This is a genomic window from Micromonospora sp. NPDC048839 (genome assembly GCF_040649915.1).
GTDB lineage: Bacteria > Actinomycetota > Actinomycetes > Mycobacteriales > Micromonosporaceae > Micromonospora.
Map to the genome: position 1 here is coordinate 71603 of NZ_JBEZGL010000020.1, position 24995 is coordinate 96597.

17 protein-coding genes are annotated in these 24995 nt (G+C 69.7%); 6 read left to right on the forward strand and 11 right to left on the reverse strand.

Annotation, left to right across the window (positions count from 1 at the left end):
* Positions 1–2 precede the first annotated feature (2 nt).
* From AB0C25_RS29360 to AB0C25_RS29370, 3 genes are all read left to right on the forward strand, one after another.
* Positions 3–2846: a hypothetical protein gene (locus AB0C25_RS29360; protein ID WP_357377320.1), complete on the forward strand. Its 2844-nt coding sequence runs from the start codon at positions 3–5 to the stop codon at positions 2844–2846.
* Positions 2847–2950: 104 nt separating this feature from the next.
* Positions 2951–3550, forward strand: coding sequence for a TetR/AcrR family transcriptional regulator (locus AB0C25_RS29365; protein ID WP_357377321.1), 600 nt, complete (start codon positions 2951–2953; stop codon positions 3548–3550).
* Positions 3551–3621: 71 nt separating this feature from the next.
* Positions 3622–4959: a biotin carboxylase N-terminal domain-containing protein gene (locus AB0C25_RS29370; RefSeq protein ID WP_357377322.1), complete on the forward strand. Its 1338-nt coding sequence runs from the start codon at positions 3622–3624 to the stop codon at positions 4957–4959.
* 116 nt (positions 4960–5075) lie between these two features.
* Here the strand turns inward: AB0C25_RS29370 and AB0C25_RS29375 are convergent, their stop codons facing one another.
* Positions 5076–5810, reverse strand: a complete 735-nt coding sequence (locus tag AB0C25_RS29375; RefSeq protein WP_357377323.1) for a hypothetical protein — start codon at positions 5808–5810, stop codon at positions 5076–5078.
* Between the two features lie 1156 nt (positions 5811–6966).
* Here AB0C25_RS29375 and AB0C25_RS29380 point away from each other — a divergent pair.
* On the forward strand, positions 6967–7887 hold the full coding sequence (locus AB0C25_RS29380; protein ID WP_357377324.1) for a hydroxymethylglutaryl-CoA lyase: 921 nt from the start codon (positions 6967–6969) through the stop codon (positions 7885–7887).
* Between the two features lie 61 nt (positions 7888–7948).
* On the opposite strand, the gene AB0C25_RS29385 is transcribed toward AB0C25_RS29380, so the two are convergent.
* The 10 genes from AB0C25_RS29385 to AB0C25_RS29430 form a co-directional block, all read right to left on the reverse strand.
* A complete protein-coding gene (locus AB0C25_RS29385) occupies positions 7949–8524 on the reverse strand; it encodes a snapalysin family zinc-dependent metalloprotease (protein ID WP_357377325.1) in 576 nt (191 codons plus the stop codon).
* Between the two features lie 109 nt (positions 8525–8633).
* Positions 8634–9617 (reverse strand): aldo/keto reductase, encoded by a 984-nt coding sequence (locus AB0C25_RS29390; protein ID WP_357377326.1) that lies wholly within the window; start codon positions 9615–9617, stop codon positions 8634–8636.
* Positions 9574–10815, reverse strand: coding sequence for a GNAT family N-acetyltransferase (locus AB0C25_RS29395; protein WP_357377327.1), 1242 nt, complete (start codon positions 10813–10815; stop codon positions 9574–9576). The genes AB0C25_RS29390 and AB0C25_RS29395 overlap by 44 nt, the downstream gene beginning before the upstream one ends.
* Entirely contained in the window at positions 10815–12131 is a 1317-nt protein-coding gene (gene lysA, locus AB0C25_RS29400; RefSeq protein ID WP_357377328.1) for a diaminopimelate decarboxylase, read from the reverse strand. Before lysA ends, AB0C25_RS29395 begins: the two co-directional genes overlap by 1 nt.
* Positions 12132–12191: 60 nt before the next feature.
* The gene (locus AB0C25_RS29405; RefSeq protein WP_357377329.1) at positions 12192–13469 is read right to left on the reverse strand and encodes an ATP-grasp domain-containing protein; all 1278 of its coding nucleotides are present in this window, start codon (positions 13467–13469) and stop codon (positions 12192–12194) included.
* Positions 13466–14392 carry a GNAT family N-acetyltransferase gene (locus AB0C25_RS29410; protein ID WP_357377330.1) on the reverse strand — a complete coding sequence of 309 codons (927 nt, stop codon included), beginning with the start codon at positions 14390–14392 and terminating at the stop codon, positions 13466–13468. Before AB0C25_RS29410 ends, AB0C25_RS29405 begins: the two co-directional genes overlap by 4 nt.
* Positions 14393–14451: 59 nt before the next feature.
* Entirely contained in the window at positions 14452–15714 is a 1263-nt protein-coding gene (locus tag AB0C25_RS29415) for an MFS transporter (protein WP_357377331.1), read from the reverse strand.
* A gap of 11 nt (positions 15715–15725) precedes the next feature.
* Entirely contained in the window at positions 15726–17300 is a 1575-nt protein-coding gene (locus AB0C25_RS29420) for a cobalamin-dependent protein (RefSeq protein ID WP_357377332.1), read from the reverse strand.
* Between the two features lie 16 nt (positions 17301–17316).
* Entirely contained in the window at positions 17317–18870 is a 1554-nt protein-coding gene (locus tag AB0C25_RS29425; RefSeq protein ID WP_357377333.1) for a cobalamin-dependent protein, read from the reverse strand.
* 28 nt (positions 18871–18898) lie between these two features.
* Complete coding sequence (locus AB0C25_RS29430; RefSeq protein WP_357377334.1) at positions 18899–21958, reverse strand: amino acid adenylation domain-containing protein; 3060 nt, start codon at positions 21956–21958, stop codon at positions 18899–18901.
* A 462-nt stretch (positions 21959–22420) separates the two neighbouring features.
* Between AB0C25_RS29430 and AB0C25_RS29435 the strand changes: the two genes are divergently transcribed.
* A complete protein-coding gene (locus AB0C25_RS29435; protein WP_357377335.1) occupies positions 22421–23239 on the forward strand; it encodes a basic amino acid ABC transporter substrate-binding protein in 819 nt (272 codons plus the stop codon).
* Positions 23240–23407: 168 nt separating this feature from the next.
* The gene (locus AB0C25_RS29440) at positions 23408–24940 is read left to right on the forward strand and encodes an acyl-CoA carboxylase subunit beta (RefSeq protein WP_357377336.1); all 1533 of its coding nucleotides are present in this window, start codon (positions 23408–23410) and stop codon (positions 24938–24940) included.
* Positions 24941–24995: the final 55 nt, after the last annotated feature.

Consider the following 24995-nt stretch of genomic DNA (forward strand, 5'->3'; position numbering starts at 1 on the left):
GCGTGAGCGACGAGGATCTGTGGCGGGTGCTGCGCGGCATCACCGACATGCCGTACGGGGCGGGGCAGATCGCCGCGCTGGAGCAGTTGCTGCGTCGGGTCGACGCCGCCGACGACCGGCACCTCGCGTTCGTCAGCCGGATGCAGGCCACCGAGGGCTACATCTACGGCGGCGAGCCGGCGAAGTCCTTCGTGACCTTCTCCTGGTGCCTGTCCGAGTTCGACGGTGACCCGCAGCCCTACCACCAGAGGCACCTGCACCAGTTGCTGTGGCACTTCAAATACATGGTCAACGGCCTGCTGAAATTCCCGGAGGTGCCGCTCGACCGCACGTACGCCGTGCTCGACGACATGGAACGCCGCTACCGGGAGGGCGGGCACAGCCTGCGGACCGTCCACAAGTACCGGTTCCGGATCGCTGATCACGTGGGCGACGCCGAGGCGGCCGCGCACTGGTACCGGCTCTGGCAGACCACCCCGCGCGACGACCTCTCCGACTGCGCCGGCTGCGATCCGACGAGTCAGGTGGAATACCTCGCCGACACCGGGCGGGACGCCGAGGCGGTGGAGCTGGCCGAGCCGGTGCTCGCCGGCCGGCTCAACTGCAACGAGCAGCCGCAGGCGATCCTCACCGCGCTGCTCCTGCCGTACCTGCGGACCGGGCGGGGCGACGAGGCGCGGGACGCGCACCGGGAGGCGTACCGCCGGCTGCGCGGCAACCTCGCCGACCTGTGGGACATCGGCGACCACGTCGAGTTCTGCACGGTGACCGGCAACGAGGCGCGCGCGGTGGAGCTGGTCGAGCGGCACCTGGACTGGCTGGACCGGCCGCCGTCGCCGGCCGCCGCCATGCACTTCGCGGCGGCCGCCGCCGCGGCACTGCGTCAGGCCGGCGGTTCGACGGTGTACCGCCGGGCCGCCGAGGGGAGGCCGGCCGCCGAGGTGTCCGCGGCGGTGTTGGCGGACGAGTTGGCCGAAACCGCGTCAGGTCTGGCCGCCCGCTTCGACGCCCGTAACGGCACCGCCCACCAGTCGGAGTGGATCGCCCGTCGGCTGGCCGTGCGGGCGAGCGGGGAGCATCTGCCGCTGTCGGCGAGTGTCCGCCGCCGCCCGACCGGTCGGACCGCCGACCGGGCCGAGCGAGTACGGCCAGGCAAGGGTGAACGGCCCACCATCGACCTGCCCGCCGACGCCGGCCCCGAGGACCTGCTGGACCTCGCGGACCAGAGCTGGGGTCGACACGACCAGACCACCTTCCGGGCGGCGCTCGTCGCCTTCGACGAACGGTTCGGCTCCGCCGAGCTGCCCGCACGTACGTCCGCGCACCGGTTGGCGCTGCGGGCGGGCGAGCGTGCCGACGAGGAAGACCTCGAGAGCGCGGTCGAGCTGAACCGGGCGGCGCTGAAGCTGTACCGGGAGGTGGGCGAGGACGTGCCCGCCCAGGTGGTCGCCGGGCGGCTCGGCGTGCTGTTGGCCCGGTCCGACGAGGGCGCCGAGGAGGGGCTGACGCTGGCCCGCGAGGCGGCCGATGCCCTGGACCGCTCCGGCGACGCCCGGGAGCGGGCGGGCGGACACGTCCGGGTGGCGTCGGCGCTGCTGCACCGGGAACGCTGGGCGGACGCGCTCGCCGCGCTCGACCGGGCACCGGCCGACGCGGCCGGCGACCGGCATCTGCTGGCCCGGATCGCGACGTACCGGGCGCACCTGCTGGAGCAGTTGGGCCGCGTCGACGAGGCCCGCGCCGCCGTCGACGAGGCTCGCCAGCTCGGCCGTGAGTTGGGTGTCGGCGAGGTGATCGTGACCGCCTGCCTGGCCCGTGCGCGGTTGGCGGACGATTCGGCGGACGCCGTGGCTGCCTGCGACGAGGCGTTGGAGGCGGCGCCGGCGGACGCGGAGCTGCCGGTCCGAGTCGCCCGCGCTCGGGCGTTGCAGTCGGCCGGCCGGGCCGTCGACGCGGTGGACGACTTCGTCGAGGCGGTGACGCTGTGCGTGGAGCTGGACGCCGGCGGGGATGCGTTCCTGCGGTGGGAGCTGGCGAACGCGTACCAGATGGTGGGTCGGCTCGCCGAGGCCGCCGAGGTCGCCGAGGAGGCCGTGCTCGGTCTGGACCGGATGGGCGCCCAGGCCGAGGCCGACCGCTGCCGACACCTGTTGGCCGGCATCTACGCCGGGCTCGGCGAGGTTGACCCGGCGTTGGCACTGCTGGAGCAGTTGGCCGTCAACCTGGACGGACCGGACAACCTTCCCTATCGGGCGCAGGTGCTGGAGGAGGCCGGCGGGATCCTCTTCGACGCCGATCGGGACGCGGTGGCGGGCGAGCGGTTCGCCGCCGCGGCTGAGGAATACCGGCGCGGCGAGCTGCCGCTGGACGAACTGCGCGCCCGGCGACGGGGGGCGTACGCCTGGCTCTGGGCCGACGACCGGGACGCGGCGTTGCGGGCCGTCGAGGTGGTCGACGCGGTGGCGGCGACGTTGGCCGGGGAGGCCGAGCCGTCGGTGACGTACGAGCTGGCGATGGCGGCCGAGGCGGGAGCACGGGTGCTCAGCGGGGCGGGTCGACTGGACGAGGCGTTGGGCCGGCTCGACGGGGTGCCCGACCGGTTGCGATCGATCGGGGCGTTCAGTGAGGCCGCCATGGCCGAGCGCCTCGCCGGTGAGCTGCTGCTGCGCCTGGACCGCCCGGCCGAGGCGGAGGTGCTCCTGCGCCGGGTGCTCGGTGGGTTGCCGGCCGACGCGCAGCCGGTCCGCCAGACGGCCTGGCTGCTGGCTCGTGCGCTGGATCTGCTCGATCGGCCCGCGGAGGCCGCCGCACTGCGTGCGGAGCACGACCTGGACGAGGACGACTGACCCGGAACGGGCCGCCCCCCGGCCAGGTCAGGGGCGGCCCGACCCCGGTGCGAGCGAAACTCACCGGCAACCACCACTGCCCGTTCGCGGTCTAGGCTTGCCCGGTGACGGTGGAGCAGCAGGCACGGGGCGCGGCGGGTGCGGGCCGGCGCAGGTCCCGCAAGGACGAGATTCTGGAGATCGCGGTTGGTCTGTTCGCCGCCCGTGGCTACCACGGTGTGTCGATGGATGACATCGGCGCGGCCGCTGGGGTCACCGGTCCGGCGCTCTACCACCACTTCGCCGGCAAGGAGGCGATGCTGGCCGCCGCGCTCATCCCGGTGAGTGAGGGTCTGCTGGCCGGCGGACGGGAACGCGCAGCCGGGCACCCGGACGCTCCGCGCGAGGTGTTGGAGTCGCTGATCGACTTCCACGTCGAGTTCGCGCTGGCCAACCCTGCGGTGATCGCGTTGCACCTGCACGAGCTGGACCGCCTGCCGGAGGAGCCGCGGCGGCGCATCCGCCGCCTGCAACGGCTCTACGTCGAGGAGTGGGTGACAGTGCTCACCGCGCTGCACCCGGGCATGCCCGACGGTGAGGCGCGGGTACTCGCGCACGCCGCGTTCGGTCTGATGAACTCGACCCCGTTCCTCGGTGGTGAGGTGGACCGGCGGCGTCGTGCCGAGCTGCTGCGCGGGGCGACCCTCGCCGCGCTGCTCGCCTGAGCCGACTCGTCAGAAGCAGGCCGGTCATGATTCCCTGACATCGTCCCACCATCCGGACGCCGGGAGGAAACATGATCGAGTCACTGTTGGTCGCCAATCGGGGCGAGATCGCTCGCCGGATCATCCGGACCGCCAAGCGGCTCGGCATCCGCGCGATCGCGGTGTACTCGGAGGCGGACGTCGACCTGCCGTTCGTCGTCGAGGCCGACGAGGCGGTCCTCATCGGCCCGCCGAACCCGGCGCAGAGCTACCGCAACACCGAGGCGATCCTCGCCGCCGCGAAGTCGACGGGCGCCCAGGCCATCCACCCCGGGTACGGCTTCCTGTCGGAGAACGCCGAGTTCGCCCGTACCGTCGAGGCGAGCGGCCTGATCTGGGTCGGACCCGGCGCGGACGCGATCACCGCGATGGGCGACAAGATCAATGCTCGGAACCTGATGGCGGCGGCCGGCGTCCCGGTCGCGCCCGGCACCACCGACCCGGCGGCCGACCTCGCCGCGGCTGTGACGGCGGCGGCCGAGATCGGTTACCCGGTGATGGTCAAGGCCGCGGCCGGCGGTGGCGGCATGGGCATGGGCGTGGCCGTCGACGAGGCCGCGCTGCGCACCGAGTACGACAAGGTTCGCGCGTTCGCCGAGCGGATGTTCGGCGACGGTTCGGTGCTGATCGAGCGGTACTTCCCCCGGGTGCGGCACGTCGAGGTGCAGATCCTCGGCCTGGCCGACGGCCGGGTGGTGGCGCTCGGCGAGCGCGAGTGCTCGGTGCAGCGGCGCAACCAGAAGCTGGTCGAGGAGTCCCCGTCGCCCGCGGTCTCACCGGAGCTGCGATCTCGCCTCCTCGCCGCGGCGGTCCGGGCCGGTGAGGCGGTCGGCTACCGCAACGCCGGCACGGTGGAGTGCCTGCTCGACCCGGCTACCGGCGAGTTCTTCTTTCTGGAGATGAACACGCGGTTGCAGGTGGAGCACCCGGTGACCGAGTACGTCTACGGCATCGACCTGGTCGAGGAGCAGATGCGGGTGGCGTCCGGGCTGGCGCCGACGTTCGACCCGGACGCGTTGACCCCGCGTGGTCACGCCATCGAGATGCGGATCAACGCGGAGGACCCGAAGCGCTTCCTGCCCGGTCCCGGTGTGATCAGGACGTGGGTGGAGCCGACCGGCGCGGGGATCCGGGTGGACTCCGGCTACACCGATGGCAACACCGTCACCCCGTTCTACGACAGTCTGCTGGCCAAGCTGATCGTCACCGGCGCGACCCGGGACGAGGTGCTCGAACGGGCGAAGACGGCTGTCGCGGCCTTCCAGATCGAGGGGCCGAAGAACAACGTCCCCTTCTTCGCCGAGCTGCTGACCAACGACGAGTTCCTCTCCGGTGCCTATGACACCGGAATCGTCTCCCGCATGCGCTGACCCCACGCCACGCCACCCCACGCCACCCCGCCCCACCGTCGGTGATCAAGAGGTTTGCGTCATCCGAGACCGGAATCCTGAGGCAACCTCTTGATCACCGTTACTGACCGAGAGGGCTACGGGTGTTGGCGCAGATTGTGTGGAGTGTCGAGTTGTGGTTGTCGGGGGTGCCAGGGCTGGTCGACCAGGCGGGGCAGCTCTCCCCTGTTCTGCCCGGGTAGGCCGGGGGAACCTGTGTCCAGCCGCGGTGCCCGGTAGTGGCTCGGGGCCGGACCAGCGGCCCTGGCCTGGCTGGGCGGGAAGTGCCTGGTGTTGGGCGTCGGGCTCGACGAGCCGCTCAACGGCTCGCGCTGTCGAGGCAGATCGTCTGAGGTGGGGCCGAGGGGGCGAGCCGTCTGGGCGGCCCGCAACTCGCTGACTTCGACCCGGAGGTCGAGACACTCTCGTTCCAGGTCGGCGATCTTCTCGCGCAGGCACCGTTCGAGATCGCGGCCGTCCCGCACCTCGGCCCTGTCCTCGGCGCGTTCGTCGCGAACGCCATTCGGCGGCCTCTCGCCGCGGGCCAGTTCGTACAACTCGGCGAGCTCGGCCAGCCACTGCCGTCGGAGTTCCGGCGGCAGAGCGTGCTTCACCACCAGCATCACCGTCTGCCAGGGCGGCCCCTTGCTCTCGGCGGTGAAGTGTCGCGACAGCTTCTTGCGCAGAAGGGACTGTTTCCTGCTCCGACTGGCTCGGTCGGGATCGGACTGGGTTGTGTAGATCCGGTCCGCCAGTCTCTGCCAGGTGTCGATCGGCCCGATCTCGGGGCAGGTCTCCACGATCTGGCGGACCGCCAGCGCGTACGCCGACACGGCGGGGTTGTGATATCGCTGGCGATATTGCGATTCGAGCGTCGACCGCGGGACCAGTCGGTGTCTTTGGGTGCGTTCTGCTGAGAGTGGCACTTGTTCCTCGGCGTTCACATCGCTCCTTTCAATCCGGTGGTCATGGCATCCCCGCAAACCGCGCCACGCGGGTCCTTCCATGAGCTCACGTGACGCCGGGATCAACATTTGTACCGCCTCGGATCAAGCAAACGGGTGTCTGAGGCTGTGTCGCAAGTCAGATTCTGGCCGGGTGGCTGGCCGGGTTGTCAGGATGAGCCTGCGTTCAGCCCTTACGCCAGACCAATTTGGCCGGGTCGTGGTCGCATCCCGGCCATCTGCCGGGTTGGCCGGGTAGTCCTGCGGCAACCCGGTCACAAGATCGTCATGTTCATCGGGTCCGGTCGTTTCCAGGGAGATGGAAACGTCCAACGCCCGATCCGGGATTGGTAGTTGATCGTGGAAGCAGTCGTGGAACTTCCATCGACGTTAACCGCGCCGTAATTGCGGGCTGATTGCCGGAGGAAGAGGGATGAACGGTATTGGTGCAGACTGGCCGAGTGGGGCTCCGCGGGCGGTCCGCATTCTGCGGAAGGCATCGCTCGGCACCGATGGCGCCGTGGTGATTGCCCTGCTCGTGGGTCGAGAGGGCGCCGCCGCGTGCGCCGGCGCCCTCTCGACCGCACTCCGATGCGCTGCGGAGCTCTTGGAAGGACCGTCGCAGCGCTGACCACCGGAGGCGCCCTGACGGGCGGGGCCGAGCCGTTGGCCGGCCCCGCCCGTCACGCCGGCACCAACGTAGCCACCCTGCCGCCCGCAGTTCCATGGCGGAGCCGGCGATGACATCCTTCTGGCCTGATTCATCCCCCGAAGGGTGATCAGGTGCTGGCTGGAAGGGCCACCTGAGCGGGTAGCCATCGCCCAGCCTCTCCGGCGACTACGGCACCGGCATCGTCTCCCGCACGCGCTGACCGGGCAGGCCGTTGTCCGGCTGGGGCGGCAAGACTGGTTCGCCGGCCCTTTGCTCTGCTTACCTATACGCACCAGCGGTTGCCTGGGTGACAGACAGTAACCGTTGCGTGTAGGTAAGCAGAGCAAAGCGGCCGACATGTTGTCCCGATCCGACGTCACAGCGAGGTGACCGATGAGTCAACTGCCAGATTCCGTCTCCATTCGTGAGGTCGGGCCACGGGACGGGTTGCAGAACGAGGACCCGATCCCGACCGACGCCAAGGTGCGGCTGCTCGACGCGCTCTCCGCCACCGGCGTCCGCCGGATCGAGGCGGTGTCGTTCGTGCACCCCAAGGCGATCCCGCAGATGGCCGACGCCGACCAGGTGTGGCAGCGGGCGGTGAAGGCCGACGGGGTGCGTTACTCCGCGCTGGTGCCGAACACCCGGGGCGCCCAGCGGGCTCTCGCGGCCGGCTTCACCGAGATCGAGGTGGTGGTCTCGGCCAGTGACACGCACAACCGGCGCAACGTCAACCGATCCACCGACGAGTCGCTCGACGACATCGCCGAGTTGATCGACCTGCTGCACGGGGCGTCCGCGCGGGTCGAGGTGATCGTGGCGACCAGCTTCGGCTGCCCGTACGAGGGGGACATCGACCCGCGGCGGGTGGCCGGCATCGTCGACCGGGTGGTCCGCGACGGCGCGGACCGGGTGGCGTTCGGTGACACCACCGGAATGGGCACTCCGCGTCGGGTTCGCGAGCTGCTCACCGCGGTACGCGACCGCAACGCGCACGTGCCGGTGCTGCTGCACTTCCACAACACCCGGGGTACGGCGTTGGCCAACCTGCTGACCGCCCTGGAGCTGGGGGTGACCGAGTTCGACGCCAGCGTCGGTGGCCTCGGTGGTTGCCCGTACGCGCCGGGGGCGAGCGGCAACCTGGCCACCGAGGAGGCCGTGCACATGCTGCACGACATGGGCATCGACACCGGCATCGACCTGGCCGCCCTGATCGAGGTGGCGGAGTTGGCCGAGGAGTTGCTCGGCAAGAAGCTGCCGTCCGGCGTGCTGCGGGCCGGTCCGCGTACCCGGCTGACGCCGCTGCCGAGCTGACCGTCCGGAAACAGGAGAGGGGGCCGGCCCCGAGGCCGGCCCCTCTGACGTGCCTGGTCGATCAGCTCACCGGGGTGAGCACGCTCGGCCAGCTGTCCCGGAAGATGTCCGCCCCGGCGCTGTCCGTGCTGCGCTCGGTGGCGATGCGGGTGCCGGCGAAGAGGTTGCTGACCCGGTTCGCCTCGGCGCTGCTCGGGTACGGGTTGGTGCAGCCGGTGCCGGCGCTGCCGCCGGACATCAGGAGGGCGCAGTTGCCGTTGTAGTTGTCCGGCAGGCCGAGGATGTGCCCGATCTCGTGGGTCATGATCCGCAGCACGCTGTACTGCGCGGCCTGCTGGGTGTCGATGTAGACCCGGCCGTTGCCGAGGCTGGTCCGCACGGCGTAGGAGCCGCCGCCGGTGATTCGGTAGATCCGCAGGTTGGAGCCGCAGTTAGCGGAGAGCGTCAGGTTGACTGTGGCGTTGTTCCAGATCGACGCGGCCTGGTTGGCGGTGCCGGCGTAGCTGCCTGCCTGGCTGGTGTTGTAGCAGATGGTCATCGCGGCCGACGCGGGTGCCGGGTTGGCGACCGTGACGGCGAGGGTGGCGCCTACGGTCGCGAGCATCGCTACCGCGATTCGGCTGAGTCGTGAGGTCATCGCTGACTCCGATCTGGAAGGGGGTGCCAGGAGCCTAGCCATAGACATCTGTAAATATCAATGCCCTGTTTCGCCGACCCCTGGTCAGCGCCCATCCGGATCAGTGCCGCTACTGCGACCACCAGGTCGGCTGACGGGACCAGCGGTGCCGACGCAGCGTCGCCAGCACCTCCGGCTCCAGCGGTTTCCCGTCGCTCACCGCGATGTTGCTCTCGACGTGCGCGATCCGTCGCATCCCGGGGATGGTGGTGCAGACCCGGGGGTCCGCCAGGATGAAGCGCAGCGCCGCCTCCGGCATGGGCATCCCGGGCGGCAAATCCTCGCTCAGCGCCTGGGCCCGGGCGACACTCTCGGCCAGGTTCTCCGGCACGAAGTACGAGTTGCGCCAGTCCCCCTCCGGCCACGTCGACTCCAGGGTCAACGTGCCGGTCAGGGTGCCCTCGTCGAACGGAACCCGGGCGATGACCGCGACGTCGTGTGCCGTGGCCACCGGAAACAACTCGTCCTCGGGATCCTGGTCGAAGATGTTGTAGATGACCTGGACGGCATCGATCAGCCCGGTCTCGATCGCCCGTACGCCGTTCCACGCCTCCCAACGGTTGACCGAGATGCCGATTCCGCCGATCAGGCCCGCGTCCCGCAGCCCGGTGAGCGTGTCCCGCCAGCGCGGGTCGTCCGTCCAGGAATCCTCCCAGACGTGCAGTTGCAGCAGGTCGATCGACTCCAGCCCGAGATTGTCCAGGCTCTTGTGCACGTACTCCTCGATGTGCTCCGGAGGGAAGACGTCATCGAGGGTGGAGTCCCGGGTCGACGGCCACCGCATGTCCTTCGGCGGCACCTTCGTGGTCACGTACAGGCGGGTGCCGGGGTTGGCCCGCACCAGGTCGCCGAGCACCTGCTCGCTGTGCCCGCGCCCGTACACCCAGGCCGTGTCGAAGAAGTTGCAGCCCAGGTCGACGGCCCGCTGGAGGGCGGCGAACTTCTCGTCGTCCTCGACACCGGTCCAGCCGTGGAGGCCGCCGCCGACCCCCCACATGCCGTACGAGATCTCACTGACCTGCCAGCCCAGCCGACCGAACCTGCGATAGTGCATGGTCACCTTCCTGCTGTGAGGGGATGGTGGGGACGGGACCGCCCCAGGTGCGCACCGCCTGCCGGTAGTCCGAACCGTCGATCGCGAAGGCGCGCGCCAGCTCGTCGGGGATGTCCACCGGAGGTCGGACCAGGCTTGCCGTCCACCTCGGCTCGGCACCCCGGGCGCGCTTGGCGCCGTAGGTACCGGCACCGAGGTGCACCAGGGGCAGGCCGCGCTCCGCCGCCAGACCCCGCGGGCGGTACATGGTCAGGTTGAAGTACGAGTACGCGGCCGCCAGCTGGTCGAAGCCGGCCGCGCGGACGTACACCCCGTCGGGCCACAGGTAGTTGAGGCTGAACCCGACCACGTCGTCGCCGGCGAATTCCAGGAGCACCAGGCTGTACGCGTCCAGCGCCGGCACCTGGGACGCGAAGTAGCGGTGCATGTCGGCGTCTGTGTCCGGGCCGCCGTACTTGCGCTGGGTCGCGCCGAGCAGCGGCGCGATCACGTCCACGCACTCGGAGAGCCGGACCGTCTCCATCCGGTCCACGGCGTCGTCGTACCGCCGGCGTTCGCGTCGCCACTCCCGCCGGTCCGCCGCCTCGGCGGCCCGGTCGGAAACCTCGCCGCCCGGGGCGGGCAACACCGCCTCGGCCGACAGCATCGCCGCCACCGGACCGCGGCCGGCCGGGCCGACCGCCCGGTGCCAGGCCGCCTGGTACGCGGCCACGTGCTCCGCAGGGGTGTAGAGCAGCGCGACACTGGCCGCCCCGAGCCGCACGGCGAGCGCCTCCACCTCGGTGAAGAGCGCGGTCAGCACGGCGTCCCGCCGGTCGCCGGTCAACTCCTTGGAGATCGCGACAGCGCCGTGATAGCCGGCCCGCGAACCCACGAGCAACGCGGGCAGGAAGGCCGCGTGCTCCTCGGGCGACAGCGGCCGCTCCAGATTTTCCTCGGCGATGTGACCCGGGCTGTACGCCAGGTTCATCGACGGCACGCTCGCGCCGGCCCAGAGATAGGTCGCCACCGCCGCCACGGTGGCACCCGTGGCGTCCCGGGCCACCAGATAGGTGGTGACGAACGACGGGTCGGTCTCGGCCCAGGCCATCCACGGGTAACCGAGGTAGAACCCCTCACCCTCGGCGAGGCCGTTCCACACCTGCTCGCCGATCTCGCGGACTGACCGCAGGGCCGTGACCGACACGTCGTCCCTCATCAGCCGTCCCGGTCGCTACCGTCGTCGAGCAACTCCAGCGCCACCAGGTCGTCGTATGTCTCCCGTCGCCGGATCAACGAGACCTGGTCGCCGTGTACCAGCACCTCGGCGGGGCGCAACTGGCTGTTGTAGTTGCTGGTCATCGACATGCCGTAGGCGCCAGCCGTGAAGATCGCGAAGTGGTCGCCGGCCTTCAACGCCGGCAACGACCGGCCCCGGGCCAGGTAGTCGCTCGACTCGCAGATCGGGCCCACCACGTCGTACGTCGTCAGACCCTCGATGCCGGACACGTCGCGGGAACTGGGGATCGCCTCCGCGGATGGCTGCACCGGCCACATGAAGTGGTAGCTGTCGTACATCGCCGCGCGGGCGATGTGCGTCATGCCGGCGTCGATCACGGCGAGTTGCTGGTCACCGGCCTGCTTGAGATAGCGGACCGTGCTGAGCAGAATTCCGGCATTGGCGGCGATGGTGCGGCCCGGCTCGAATATGACCTGACCGCCCTGCCGGGTGAACGCGGTGAGCCGGTGCACGATCACTTCGGCGAAATCGTCCCAGCTCGGTGCCGTGCGATCGATGTATTCGGCCGGAAAACCGCCACCCAGGTTGAGCGTCGTGATCCGGTGCCCGGCCGCCTCCAGCCGGGCGACCAGGGCGAGCAGCCGGTCCAGGGCGATGGCGTAGACCTGCGGGTCGAAGATCGGGCTGCCCAGATGGATGTGGAAGCCCTCGATCCGCAGCGCCTCGTCGGCGGCGGCACGCGCGAACAGCGCACCGGCCCGCTCGATGTCGACACCGAACTTGCCGCCCCGGGTGCCGGTGGTCGTCCGGGCCGGGGTGCGCTGGTCAGGCGCGACATCGGGGTTGACCCGGATCGCCAGCCGAGGACGCACGCCCTCCGCACGGGCGATCCGTGACAGCAGCTCGACCTCCGCCTCGGACTCGACGTTGATGCAGCGGATGTTGCGGCGGACCGCCTCCCGAAGCTCGGCCTCGGACTTGCCCACCCCGGCGAGCACCGTCCGCTCGGGGTCGATCCCCGCCACCACCGCCCGGTGCAGCTCGCCCCCGCTGACCGCGTCGATGCCGGCGCCCTCCCGGCCCAGCAGCCTGAGCAGGTGGACGTTGCCCAGCGCTTTCGCGGAGAAGCAGACCAATGGGCTGACCGCGTCGAAGGCCTTGGCGAATCGGCGGTAGTGATCAATCAGGGTGCTCGCGGAGTAGACGTATGTGGGTGTGCCGTACCGCTCGGCCACCGAGGTCAGCGACACTCCTTCACACCAGAGGGAACCGTCGCGATAGGTGAACTCATCCATAAAATCCTCATTCGGGAGATCAGCGCTCAGGATATCGCCCACCCAACGAAGATCTACCCCTTATCTGTACTCGTACAGGTCCTTCTGTTCGAGGGCACGAATCCGCTGGTAGTCGTCCTCCAGCCGGCCCGGGTCATCCGCGATCAGGTAGAGATGGCCGGGCGAGGTGAACAGGTCGATGGTCCGGTGCACCGGGGTCCCGGGCAGCAGATCCAACGCCGACCCGCAGAAGACCGAGGGAATCTCGGCCAGTCGCTGCGCCGCGCCCTCGCCGACCGTGCCGTCGTGGGGCGCCACCAGACAGATGACCATCAGGGCCCGCTGCCGCTGGTAGCCGGCGCCGATCCGCCGGGCGAAGCGGTCCGGGTCGGTGTACCGCTCGACGGTCAGCGACAACTGACTCACCCCGGTCGCCCGCTCAGGCCCGGCCGGGGTGACGCCTCCCTCCAGCCGCGCCCCGGACTCGATCAGGACCGGCCCCCGGTCGTCGACCAGGAGTTCCGTGTGCGCAGGGCCGGTACGCACACCGAGCGCGTCCAGCACCCCCTCGACGAACGGGCGGAGCACACCTTCGATCGCACCGGTCCCGTCCAGCAGGACCTGCCTGTCGTACACCGGGCGGCCGTCGATGAAGAAGCGGTCGTCGCGCCAGATCTCATGGATGTGGTGGCGGCCGTCGAGGCTCACGCTGTTGACGAAGTACTGCTGGCCGACGAGCTGCTCCTGCACCAGCAACGAGTCGTTCGGCTGGCCCATGGCGTTCGTCGCGCCGAGCAGCTTCGCGGTCGCCGCCCGCGCCTGGGCCTCGTCCGTGCAGAAGTACACCCCTTCCGAGCCGGCGCTGGCGGCCGGCTTGACCACCACCGGCAACACCCGGCTGGTCGCGAGCCAGTCGTCCAGCTCCTCGACGCTGCCCACCTTCGCGCCGAGCGGCACCCGCAACCCCGCGCCGGAGACCGCGTTCATCATCGCGGGCTTCTCCCGCCGGGGACGGTCGGCCGAGCGGACGTTGCCGGGCAGCCCCAGCAGCTCCGCGAGGTCGTCGGCCACGTTGACGCCCCACTCGCTGCCCGCGATCACCTCGACCGGACGCATCGGTGCGAGCATCTCGGCGGCCGCCCCGAGGGCCTGCGGGGACTCGCCGCGCACGGTCAGCACGGTCAGGAAGTCGTCGCGCCGCAGACCGGCGGCGTACCGCTCGTTGATGGTGCCGGTGAGGACCGCGACGCAGCGCCGACCCTGCCTGTTGAAGGCGGGTGCCAGCAGCGCGCCGGTCGAGAACGGGTCGACGATCACGACCACCTCGCCCGCGGCCGCCCCGACGCCCGGTGGAGTCACGACGCCTCCGTGACGAAGGAAGCCCGGTACGGGCGCAGGTCGAGGCCGTGCGCCGGGCTGAGTACGTCGAGCCGCATCGGCAGCGGATCCGCCCAGGTGCCCCGCCGATCCGGTGGCCGGGCGTAGCAGAGGCTCAACGCCGGCTCGCTGAGCCGTTCGGTGTTGAGCACCAACTCGGCCTCGTCGCAGCCGTTGTCGTTGGGGTCGAGGTGGTGCAGCGGCACCGGCACGAACCCGAGTCGGCTCTTGAAGGTGAACAGTCCGGCCTGGGCGATGTGGCCGTACAGGGTGGGGTCGGTGCCGAGCGAGATCCAGGCGAAGTCACGCCGGCGGGCCTCCTCGAACGCGGCCAGGTAGAGCGCCCGACTGATCATCGCCTGGCGGACCTGCGGCCGCGCGGCGGAGAAGGCGATCCGCATGGCCAGGTCGGACGCGGCGACGCGGCAGACGACACCGGCGATCAACTCGTCACCGGCGCGCGCCGCGACGAGGAAGAAGTCGGCGAGCCCGGCCTCGGTGGCGTCGACCCCGTGCGCCGCCGGCAGACCGTGCGGCATGGCGGCGATCTGCGCGTCGTACACGACGAGGAACTCGGCGAACAGCTCCGGGGTGAGCCGGGCGTGCACCTCGATGGTGAGCCCCTGCGTGTCGACGTACCGCCGCACGTCCCGGAAGTTGCGGCGCTCCGCCTTGGAGAGCCCGGCGAGGAAGTCCTCCGCGCGGGCCGGGGTGGGTCGCCCCCAGGTCACCCACCCTGGCTTGATCCGGAAGCCGGCGGCCTGAAGGCTCGCCCATTGCTCCCGGGGTGGGTCGGGCACGACGACCACGTCCGCGTCGTCCGCCCACCGTCGGTCCAGTGCCTCCTGCGCCGTCACGATGCATCTGCGCAGGCCGTAGTAATCTTCCGCGCCGTTTCCGGACACGTGTCCCCCAGCTTTTTGCGATCCCCACCCCCCGGGCGTTCTTCGACCTCGCTGTCCCGTCACGCTCCGCTGTCGGCAGTGACCATTGAATCGACGCCGCTCAGCGTAGCCCGCATCGACAAGACGGCCGCCAACGCGATCAGGGCCGCCATCGGGGACAGCAGCCGCGCCTCGGTGGGGCCGAGCCAGCCCAGGACCGCGCCCGCCGCAAGCGTCCCCGCCGCGCTGCCCACCGCCATCATCGTGGCCGCCAGGGCGAACGACTCGTTGATCACTGTCTTGGGCACCAGGCTGCCGAGCAGCCCGAACTCCTCCGAGCTGAGCGCCGCCAGGGGAAGACCCGCGAGGAACAGGCACACCGCGAGCACCGGGACCGACGTGGCGAAGACCAGCGGCACCATGCACGCGAACGCCACCGCCAGCAGCACGAGGTAGCGGTTGACCGGTAGCCGGGTGTGGTGCCGCGCGCCGTAGACCAGCCCGCCGAGGACACTGGCTGCCGGGGGCAGGGACAGCAGTGCCACGCCGGTCGCCGCGGCGTCGCCGTGCGCCGACACGGTCGCCGGCACGGTGACCTCGAGTACGGCGAACGCCGCGGCCGCCCCGCCGGCGGCCACCAGGATCGCCACCACGCCGGGAATGCGCCACGGCCTCCGCCCGCCCCGGGCGGCGCTGCGTCCAGCGTCGGGTGCGGCCGGCTCGGTGTCGTCGGCCTCCCTGCGCATCGTCGAGACGGCCGGTGCGGTGCCGTACAGGAGGGAGCCGACGACGAGCATTCCGCCGGCCAGCAGCGTCGTGGTGAGGGCGCTGAACACGCCGGTCAGCAGGCCGGTCAGGGCGGGGCCGATGACGAAGAAGACCTCGATCAGCACCGCCTCCAGGGCGTTGGCGGTGTTCAGTGCCGGTCCGGGCGGCAGGATCAGCGCCCAGGCCGCGCGGACGGTCGAGCCCACCGGTGCCATGGTGAGCGCGACGGGCGCGACCGAGGCCACCAGCAACCAGGTCGGGCCGCTGCTCGCGACGAGGAAGACGACCAGCGCCACCGCGTGCAGCGCCGCCAGTGTCAGCAGCACGACCCGCAGCCCGCGTCGGTCGATCAGCCGGCCGTGCAGCGGCCAGGCGACGGCCAACGCCGCCGAGAAGACGCCGAGGGCCGTCGCGCCGGACGTGTAGGAACCGGTTTTGGCACTGATGTGCAGGAATATCGCGAGCGGTTCGATGGCCACCGGTAGCCGGGCGAGCATCGCGGGCAACATCACCCGGGGAACGCCGGGCGTACGCCATAGTGCGGCGTAACGCCCGACGGCCTCACCCAGCGACATCAGTCACCAGTTCAGACAACGGGGACGGACTCCTTCTGCGTGCGCGGCCGGTAGATGCCGTCGTACTGGTCGATCAGCGAGCCGTTCAACGCCTCGGTGAGTCGCAGGCGTTGCTCGAACAGCTCGTAGTAGGAGAGGTGGTTCGACGGCATCGGCGAAAGGTAGACGCTGATCACTTCCGGCGTCTCCTCGATGTTGAACGATAGTCGGTCCGCCTTCTTCCGGAAGTCCGCGGTGCCGGGGAGCAGAGTCCGGTTGAAGACATTGAAGTAGTTGGTGGCCTCGGTGCTCGCCTCGTTGAGCCGGGCCTTCAACTGCAGGCACCGGTCGAGGTACATGTCGATCATCGCCTGGTCGTCGTCGTCATGCCCGATCAGCATGTTGAAGGTCAGATAGCGGACGCCGAGGTCCAGCATCGACGTGACGATCTGGAGCTGCTCCTGGAAGGGGCGCAGCTTGTTGAACTTCTTGGTGGGCTCGTCACCGAGGTACTCGAGCGGGATCTGCACCCGGTAGCAGCCGACCCAGCGGTCCCCGCTGGTGTCGTTCCAGAACAGGGTCTCCATCAGCTCCCGGTCGACCTCACCCAGGTCGAGGAACTTGCCGAACTCCAGCCCGTTGGCGAACTCCCAGGAGAATTCCATCTCGCGGGCGATCCGGAAGATCTCCAGAGTGTCCTCCCGCCCGCTGTCGTGCAGCAGCGTCCCCCGCCCCGAGCGCTGGATCCGGGACAGCGTGTTGTCCTCCTGGAACAGGATGTTCGAGATCCCCATCGACTTCAGGTACTCGAAGTGGCGACGCACCACGTCCGGCTTCATGTAGCGGTAGTGCCCACGCATCGGGGTCGCGCAGAACGAGCAGGTCCGGTAGCAGCCGCGCGAGGTCTCGAAACAGGTGAACGGGGCCCGCACGGTCATCGGCGGCTGGCCCTCGCCGGTGTCGTCGTACACCGACAGGTCGTCGATCAGGTCGAGCGCCATCGGCGGCAGCTCGGCCAGGTTGAGCTGGGCGCCACCCATGATGACGAGCCCGTCGCCGACCCGCCGCGTCATCACCATCCCCTCGATGGGCTGGCCGGTCGCCCGGGCCTGGATCAGCTTGGCGAAGGTGAGCTCACCCTCGAGCTGGATCACCACGTCGAAGCCGTTGGCCAGATACCAGTCCGGTCGGGCGGTGACGTCCATCCCCCCGCCGACGATCAGCGCGTTCGGGTTCACCTGCTTGAGGAACGTGGCGAACTCGGCCACCACCCGGGCCGAGTTGGTGAAGTTGTTGGAGATCCCGATGATGTCGGCGGCACGCGCCTCGTCCGCGTACGCCTCGAACGGGCCGCCGTAGCGATGACAGTCGATGGTGCGCGGCCCGTACTGGAACGAGGCGTAGTGCAGCGGTTCGCCGTCGTCCACCTGGGTGTCGACGATCTTGAACTCCGCGTCGACCCCCCACTCGCGCAGGTAGGCGCGAGCACCGGCCGCCAACGTGACGAGTGCGCTCTTGGGGTTGCGGACCCGCACCGGGCTGATGGTGGTGTCCTCGTCGCGGAACGACTGCCCGGGGTACGGGGCGTACAACAGGGTGACACGCATGGCCCTAACCTCCTGGTCAGCCCGCGTAGATGCCGTCGTAGAGACGGTGCATCTCGCGATCGTTGAGCATGGTCGTCATCTCGAGACGCTTCTGGTAGATGTCCCAGTAGGTGAAGTGGTCGGTGTTGATCGCCGACAGGAAGATCCCGATGACTTCCGGGTTCTCGTCGATGTCGAACTGGAGCAGGGAGTGCAGGGTGGTCCAGTCCCGGGCTCCCGGCAGCAACGACAGGTTGAACACGTTGAAGTACGGCTTGTACTTCCCCTGCCCGACGGCCGTCAGCTCCTCCTTCAACCGCAGGCAGTAGTCGGTGAACATGTCGATGCCCTCGCGGTCGTGCTCGGGATAGCCGATGAACAGGTCGTACGTCTGGTGGCCGACGCCGTGGTCGGTGAGCATCGTGGCCAGGACGTCCACCTGCTCGTCGAAGCCGAGCAGCTTGGGGAACCGGCGCTTCTTGACGTTCATGTTGTCCAGCGGGATCTGCACCCGGTAGCAGCCGACCCACTGGCCGTCGACCATCTTGCTGCCGAGCAGCGCGTCGGCGAGCTCGTGGTCGAATCTGCCGTTCTGCATGAACTTGCCGAACTCGATGCCGTTGGCGAACTCCCAGGCGAAGCCGTAGTCCCGGAACATGTGGAACATCGCGAGCACGTCTTCGCGCCCGGAGTCGTACAGGTAGCGGCCGGTGCCGTTCTGTTGGATCCGGGACAGCGGGTTGTCCTCCTGCCACACGATCGTCTTGATGCCGTACTCCTGGAACGTCTTGAGGTGCTTCTCCATCGTCGGCAGGCTCATGTAGCGGTACCCGCCGCGGGACGGGGCCGTGCAGAACGAGCACCGCCACGCGCAGCCGCGGGACGTCTCCCAGCAGATGAAGCTGCCCTGCACGCCCTCCGGCGGCGGCCCTTCCGCCGTGTCCGTGTAGACCGACAGGTCGGGGATCAGGTCGAGGGCCATCGGCTCGATCGAATCCATCGGAATGGTCTCGCCGGTGTCGACCTTCGTGGGGATCAGCCGGCCCTGCAGCGAGATGTTCGGCACGGTGCCCAGGTCCTGCTTGCGGTTGAGCGCGTCGATGATCCGGGCGAAGGTCAGCTCGCCCTCACCACGCACCACCACGTCCGCGCCCCGGGACAGGTAGTACTGCGGACGGGCGGTGCAGTCGACACCGCCCACGACGACGACGGCCTTCGGGTTGACCCGCTTGATGTGCTGCGCGAGGTCGCTGACGATGTGCGCGCTGTTGGTGAAGTTGCAGGTGATCCCGTGCACCTCGGCCGAGCGGATCTTCTCGTCGGCCTCCTCGAACGGGGTGCCGTACCGGTAACAGTCCATGATCCGAGGGCCGTACGGCAGGGACTTGTACTTGACCCGCTGCCCACCGAGTTGGAGGTCGATGATCTCGATGTCGCAGGAGTAGCCAAAGTGCGGTGCGTACGCCCGCAGCCCGGCGGCGATGGTGGTCAGTGCGCTCTTCGGGTTGAGTGGCCGCTCGGTGTTGATCGGCTCGCCCTCCCCCTGGAAGATCTGCGAGGGGAACGGGGCGTAGTAGAGGTTCACCTTCATGGCGTCTCCTGGGCCGTTAGGTCGCGGTTCACTGGACTGTCGCGGTGGACAGGTGCGGACGGTTCACTGACAGGAAGGTCCTCGCGAGGCGGTCGACCATCGTGTCGACCCCCACGTCCCGACTCGTGCCCCAGTTGAGGCCGAGATCCCGAGCCAGCCGGGCGGCGCGGACCGTGTCGGTGCCGACCAGGGCGTCGTGGCACACCCCGGCCAGTGCGTCGGTCGCCGCGGCGCTGCGGGGCCGAAGAACAGCGAGACAGCGGGCTGTCTCGTCATCGCCGACCAGGTCGGCGGCCCGGTCGAGGAACCGGTCGTACGGGACCTCCGGCAGCGCGCCCGCCTCGGCGCGGAGCAGGGACAGCAGTTCGGTCACCGGCACCGACGTCGGCGCCACCACGTTCAGCACGGTGCCCGGCGGCACCGGGTGGTGTGGGTCGGTCAGCGCGGCGGCCACCCGGGCGACCAGGTCGACCGGGGTCCAGTCCACGTGCAGGCGGGTCGGCGGCCGCACGCCGAGCCGTAGGCAGAGCCGCATGATCATGGTGACCGAGGACCGGGGGTTGGCGTGGCCGGTCCGGGAGTGGGCGGCGACCTCCCCGAGCCGGACGACGGCGGCGGGGACACCCTGCTCGCTGGCCGCCCGCAGCAGTTGCTCACCGACCCACTTGGACTGGCTGTAACCGTCGGGTGGCAACGTCGACCAGGGCGGCAGGAACGACTCGGCGAGTGGTGTACCGGGGGCGTGCCGCACGGTGGTCGTCGACAGCGAGATGATCCGCTTGCGGACGTGGGTGCCGGCGAGGTGGATGAGGGTACGCAGGCCGTGCACGTTTGTGGCCCGTAGGTCGACGTAGTCGCGGAGGGTGTCGACCCGACCGCCGGCGTCGACGATGGTGCCGACCTGTCGACAGAGCCGCCGCCAGTCGGCGGCCACCAGTCCGAGGTGGGGTTTGTCGAGGTCACCAGCGCGGGCCGACCACCCGGTCAGCTCCGCCGGCCCGTAGCCGGCGGCCGACAGTGCGGACCTGACCCGGTGCCGGGCCGCCTCGTCGTCGGTGGCGCGGACCAGGCAGACGACCGGTCGACCACCCTGCGCGGTGAGGGCGGCCAGCACGTGCGAACCGATGAAGCCGGTCGCGCCGAGCAGCAGGATCGCCCCCGGGTCGTCGGGCCGCCGGACCCGCACCCGGCCCAGCTCACCGAGGCGCAGGTCGTCGGCCAGTTCGTGTGGCGTGACAACGGGCGGGGGAAGCGGGCTGCCCCGGCGGACAAGTTCGGCCTGTGCCGCGATGGTGGTGGAACGGATCAGGTCGCGTACGTCCAACCGGATCGCGAAGGCGCGTTCGAACTCCACCGCGAGCCGGGCGGCGCCGAGTGACGTTCCGCCGAGGCAGTAGAAGTCGTCGTCGTTGGCGTTGAAGCCCAGCACCCGCGTCCAGATCTCGGCGATCCGCGCCTCGACGCTGTCCGCCGGGTAGGCGGCGTCGGTGTCGGCGGCCCTCGGTGCGGCGCCGGCCAGTCGGCGGCGCAGTCGCTCCTGGTCGACCTTGCCGTTGGAGAGCAGCGGCAGGGTGGCGAGGCGGACGAATCTGCCGGGTACCAGCGCGGCGGGCAGCGCGGTCCGGGCGTGCTCGCGCAGTGCCTCCTCGGTCACGGCCCGCTCGGCCGAGTAGAAGCAGACCATCGTGGCCGCCGCGCCGGCCTCGTCGACGATCACCTTCACCTGGTGCACGTCGGGCAGCGTGGTGAGCGCGTGCTCGATCTCGCCCAGGTCGACACGTATCCCGGCGATCTGGACCTGGGCGTCCCGGCGGCCGCTGAACATCAGCAGGCCGTCCTCGCGCACCCAGCCGAAGTCCCCGGTGCGGTAGAGCAGGTCGCCGGCGACCTCGTCGTACGGGTTCGGGACGAACGCCTGTCGGGTGCGCTCCGCGTCGCCGTGGTATCCCGCGCCCAGGCAGACGCCGGCGAGGTGAATCTCGCCGATCTCGCCCCGGGGTGTCGGCTGACCGTCCTCGTCGAGGAGCAGCACCGAGGTGTTGGGCAGGGGCAGACCGAGGGGGATGACCTGGCGGTCGTCGTCGTGCACGGCGTGGAAGACCGAGCCGATCGACGCCTCGGTCGGACCGTAGGTGTTGGTTACCCGGATGTCGGCGAACATCCGTCGGAAGGCCTGGACCGTGTGCGGTTTCGCGGCTTCGCCACCGATGAAGACCTGGCGCATCGACGCCAGCAGGTGCCGGTCCTGTGGCCGGTGCTCGAGGCGTTCGACGAGCAGGTCGAAGATGCTGGGGACGAAGTCCGTCATGGTGACGCCGTGCCGGTGGATCTGGGCCAGCGTCGCGTCGAAGTCGAGGATGCCGGTGCGGTCCGGGATGACCACGGTGCCCCCGCGGGTCAGCGGCCAGAGCAGTTGCCAGATCGACGAGTCGAACGTGTGCGCGGAGTTCTGGAGCACCACCGCGCCGTCGGCGGCGAATCGTTCGGTCATGGACAGGAAGCGGTTGACCAGCCCGTGGTGCAGGTTGACCGCGCACTTGGGCAGACCGGTGGAACCACTTGTGAAGAAGGCGTAGATGGGGTCTTCCGGCCGGGGACGGTCGGTAGCGGGCGCGGGGCTCCGGTGTGTGGTCGGCCCCGTCCGCACGTCGATCACCGGCAGGGCGGGTGCGCCTTCCGGCGGCGACCCGACCGTGGCGACCGGGCTGAGGCCGTCGAGCATCCGGACCTGGCGCAGCGCCGGCCAGGCGCGGTCGAACGGCACGAACGCGGCGCCCGACCGCATGGTGCCGAGCATGGCGACGAGGAGCCCGACCCGGTCGTCGAGCAGGAGCGCGACGAAGTCACCCCGCCGGGCGCCGACGGCGAGCAGATCGGTGGTGACCGCGTCGGCCAGCCGATCCACGTCCCGATAGGTGAGCGTGCCGGTGGGATGGACGATCGCGGTGGCGTCGGGATGCCGGCGGATCGTCTCGTCGATGAGGTCGGCGACTGTCTGGTGGATCGGACGTGGCCGGACCGGCCCGTTGAGGAGAGCGCCGACCTGGGCAGCACTGGGGCGCAGGCGCTCTGTTCTGGTGACGGTCAAGGTGTTTCTGAGGACACCACGGAGGCACCTCTCCCGAGCAGTTCACAATATGCCGTTGCGGCGGCACCGTGGACAGGGTGGATAGTCCCCGTTGACTGCATCGCATCGTAACTGCGAACTTTTGAAATTGTCTATGCATCGACAGTGGTAATTTACCACCGACGAACAGGGCGAAGCGTCGAAATCGGTCAGCATCGAAATGATCTCTGGTCGGCCGCGACGGTGGGTGCGCGAGCCGGGGTGCGGGCCGACCCGCTGAAGTCCGGCAGCTAGCAGGGAAATCCCAGCGCCGTCAACGATTCTCACGACTCGGGATCGACGACCTCGGGGTGTCACCGCCTCGTCTGAGCGGACCCACTGCTCAATGCCTTTGGATCTAGTCGGCAATCCGGGTAATCAGGTACGGTCCCTCTGCCATCACCCTGTCCTGCCGTTACTTCAGGGAAACAAAGGGGCATAGCCGTGAATATCTATAAGCCGGTCCGAACCATCGGTCTTGTTGTTACTGTCGGTGCGCTTGTCCTCAGTGCCGGATGTGCCAAAAAGGATCAGGGTGAGGTCCAGACCAGCGGGGTCAAGCTGATCAAGGCGGGCACCCTGACCATCTGCACCCATCTGCCGTACCCGCCGTTCCAGTCCAAGGACGCCAGCGGCAAGGTGGTGGGGTTCGACGTCGACGTGATGGATCTGGTCGCCAGGAAGTTGGGCGTCGAGCAGGCGATCGTCGACACGCCGTTCGAGGGGATCAAGTCCGGTCAGGATCTCAACACGGGCAAGTGTGACGCCGCCGCCGCGGGCATGACGATCACCGAGGAGCGGCAGAAGGTGATGGACTTCTCCGCTCCCTACTTCGATGCGACGCAGGCGATGCTGGTCAAGACCGGCAAGTCGTACAAGTCGCTGGATGACCTGAAGGGCCGGAAGGTCGGCGTGCAGGCGGCGACCACGGGCCGTGACTACGCCCGCAAGTTCGAGAAGGAGAAGAGCCTCCAGCTCGTCGAGTTCGAGGACCTCGCCGCCGAGCAGCAGGCCCTCGCCACCGGGCAGATCGAGGCCGCCATCAACGACCTGCCGGTCTGGGCCGAGTACATCAAGGAGAACCCGGGCGGCTTCGAGGTGGCGGCCGAGTTCGACACCGGCGAGCAGTACGGGATCTCGGTGAAGAAGGACGGCAACCCGGAACTGCTCAAGACGATCAACGAGGAACTGGCCAAGGCGAAGCAGGACGGCGCGTACGACGCGCTCTACGAGAAGTGGATCGGAAAGAAGCCGCGCGTCTGACCCGATCCCGTCCGCTCCGGCCCCCTGCTTGGCGCTCCACCTCCGGCCTGTCGTACCCGGCGGTTGGGTCGCCGCGACCCGTCCGGGTACGTTAGCCTAACGATCGTTTAGGTCGGTAGGCGTGCCCGGACGGGCAGCCGGCCGGGGTGGCGGCAGTAGGGGGTCGGCGTGACGCTCGACGGTGAGGCACTGGAGCAGCTGCGCAAGCGGGCCCGGTCCGGTGGTGCGGACAAGTACCACGCGGCCAACGCGGCCAAGGGCAAACTCTTCGCTCGGGAGCGGGTCGCGCTCCTGGTCGACGAGGGCTCGTTCGTCGAGGACGGCCTCTACGCCAACGCGCTCGCCGAGGGGTTGCCCGCCGACGGCGTGGTCACCGGCACGGCCACCATCGACGGCCGACAGGTCTGCCTGATGGCCAACGACTCCACCGTCAAGGCCGGCAGCTGGGGCGCCCGCACCGTCGAGAAGATCATCCGGATCATCGAGCGGGCGTACGGCGCCGGTGTGCCGATGGTCTACCTGGTCGACTCGGCCGGCGCCCGGATCACCGACCAGGTCGATCTCTTCCCCGGCCGCCGCGGCGCCGGCAAGATCTTCTGGAACCAGGTCCGCGCCTCCGGCTCGATCCCGCAGGTCTGCGCGCTGTTCGGCCCGAGCGCCGCCGGAGGGGCGTACATTCCGGCGTTCTGCGACGTGGTCGCCCTGGTCGACGGCAACGCCAGCATGTATCTCGGCTCCGACCGGATGGTCGAGATGGTCACCGGGGAGAAGACCACCCTGGAGGCGATGGGTGGGGCCAAGGTGCACACCACCGAGTCCGGCGTCGGGCACTTCCTCTGCAAGACCGAGGCGGACGCGCTGGACGTGGTGAAGACCTACCTGTCGTACCTGCCGCCGAACTGGACGCAGGCACCGCCGGCCGCGCCGGCCGTCGCCGCCCCCGCCAGGGCCGACCTGGCCGCGCTGGTGCCGGCCAGCGAGCGGCAGGCGTTCGACATGCGGCGGTACGTCAAGGGCCTGCTCGACGAGGGCTCCTTCTTCGAGATCCAGGCGCTCTGGGCCAAGGAGCTGACCATCGGGTTCGGTCGCCTCGACGGCGAGGTCGTCGGTGTGGTCGGCAACAACTCGATGTTCAAGGGCGGCGTGCTCTTCGTCGACTCGGCCGACAAGGCCACCCGGTTCGTGCAGCTCTGCGACGCGTTCAACGTGCCGCTGCTGTTCCTCAGCGACGTACCCGGGTTCATGGTCGGCAGCGTGGTCGAGAAGCAGGGCATCATCCGGCACGGCGCAAAGATGATCACCGCGATCTCCGAGGCGACGGTGCCGAAGATCTGCGTGGTGGTGCGCAAGGCGTACGGCGCCGGCCTCTACGCGATGGCCGGCCCCGGGTTCGAGCCGGATGCCACCATCGCGCTCCCCAGCGCGAAGATCGCGGTCATGGGCGCCGAGGCCGCCGTGAACGCGGTCTACGCCAACAAGATCGCGGCGATCGAGGACGAGGCCGAGCGGGCCGCCTTCGTCGCGGCCAAGCGCGCCGAGTACGAGCAGGACATCGACGTCGTCCGGCTCGCCAGCGAGCTGGTGGTGGACGCCATCGTCGAACCACACGACCTGCGCACCGAGCTGGTCCGTCGCTTCGCGGCGGCGCGTACGAAGGATCGGCACTTCTCCCGCCGTCGGCACGGCGTCACCCCGATCTGATCACCCGCACAGCGACCCGCTTTTCGGCGTCACGAGCGCCGAGGCGGACCGTCCT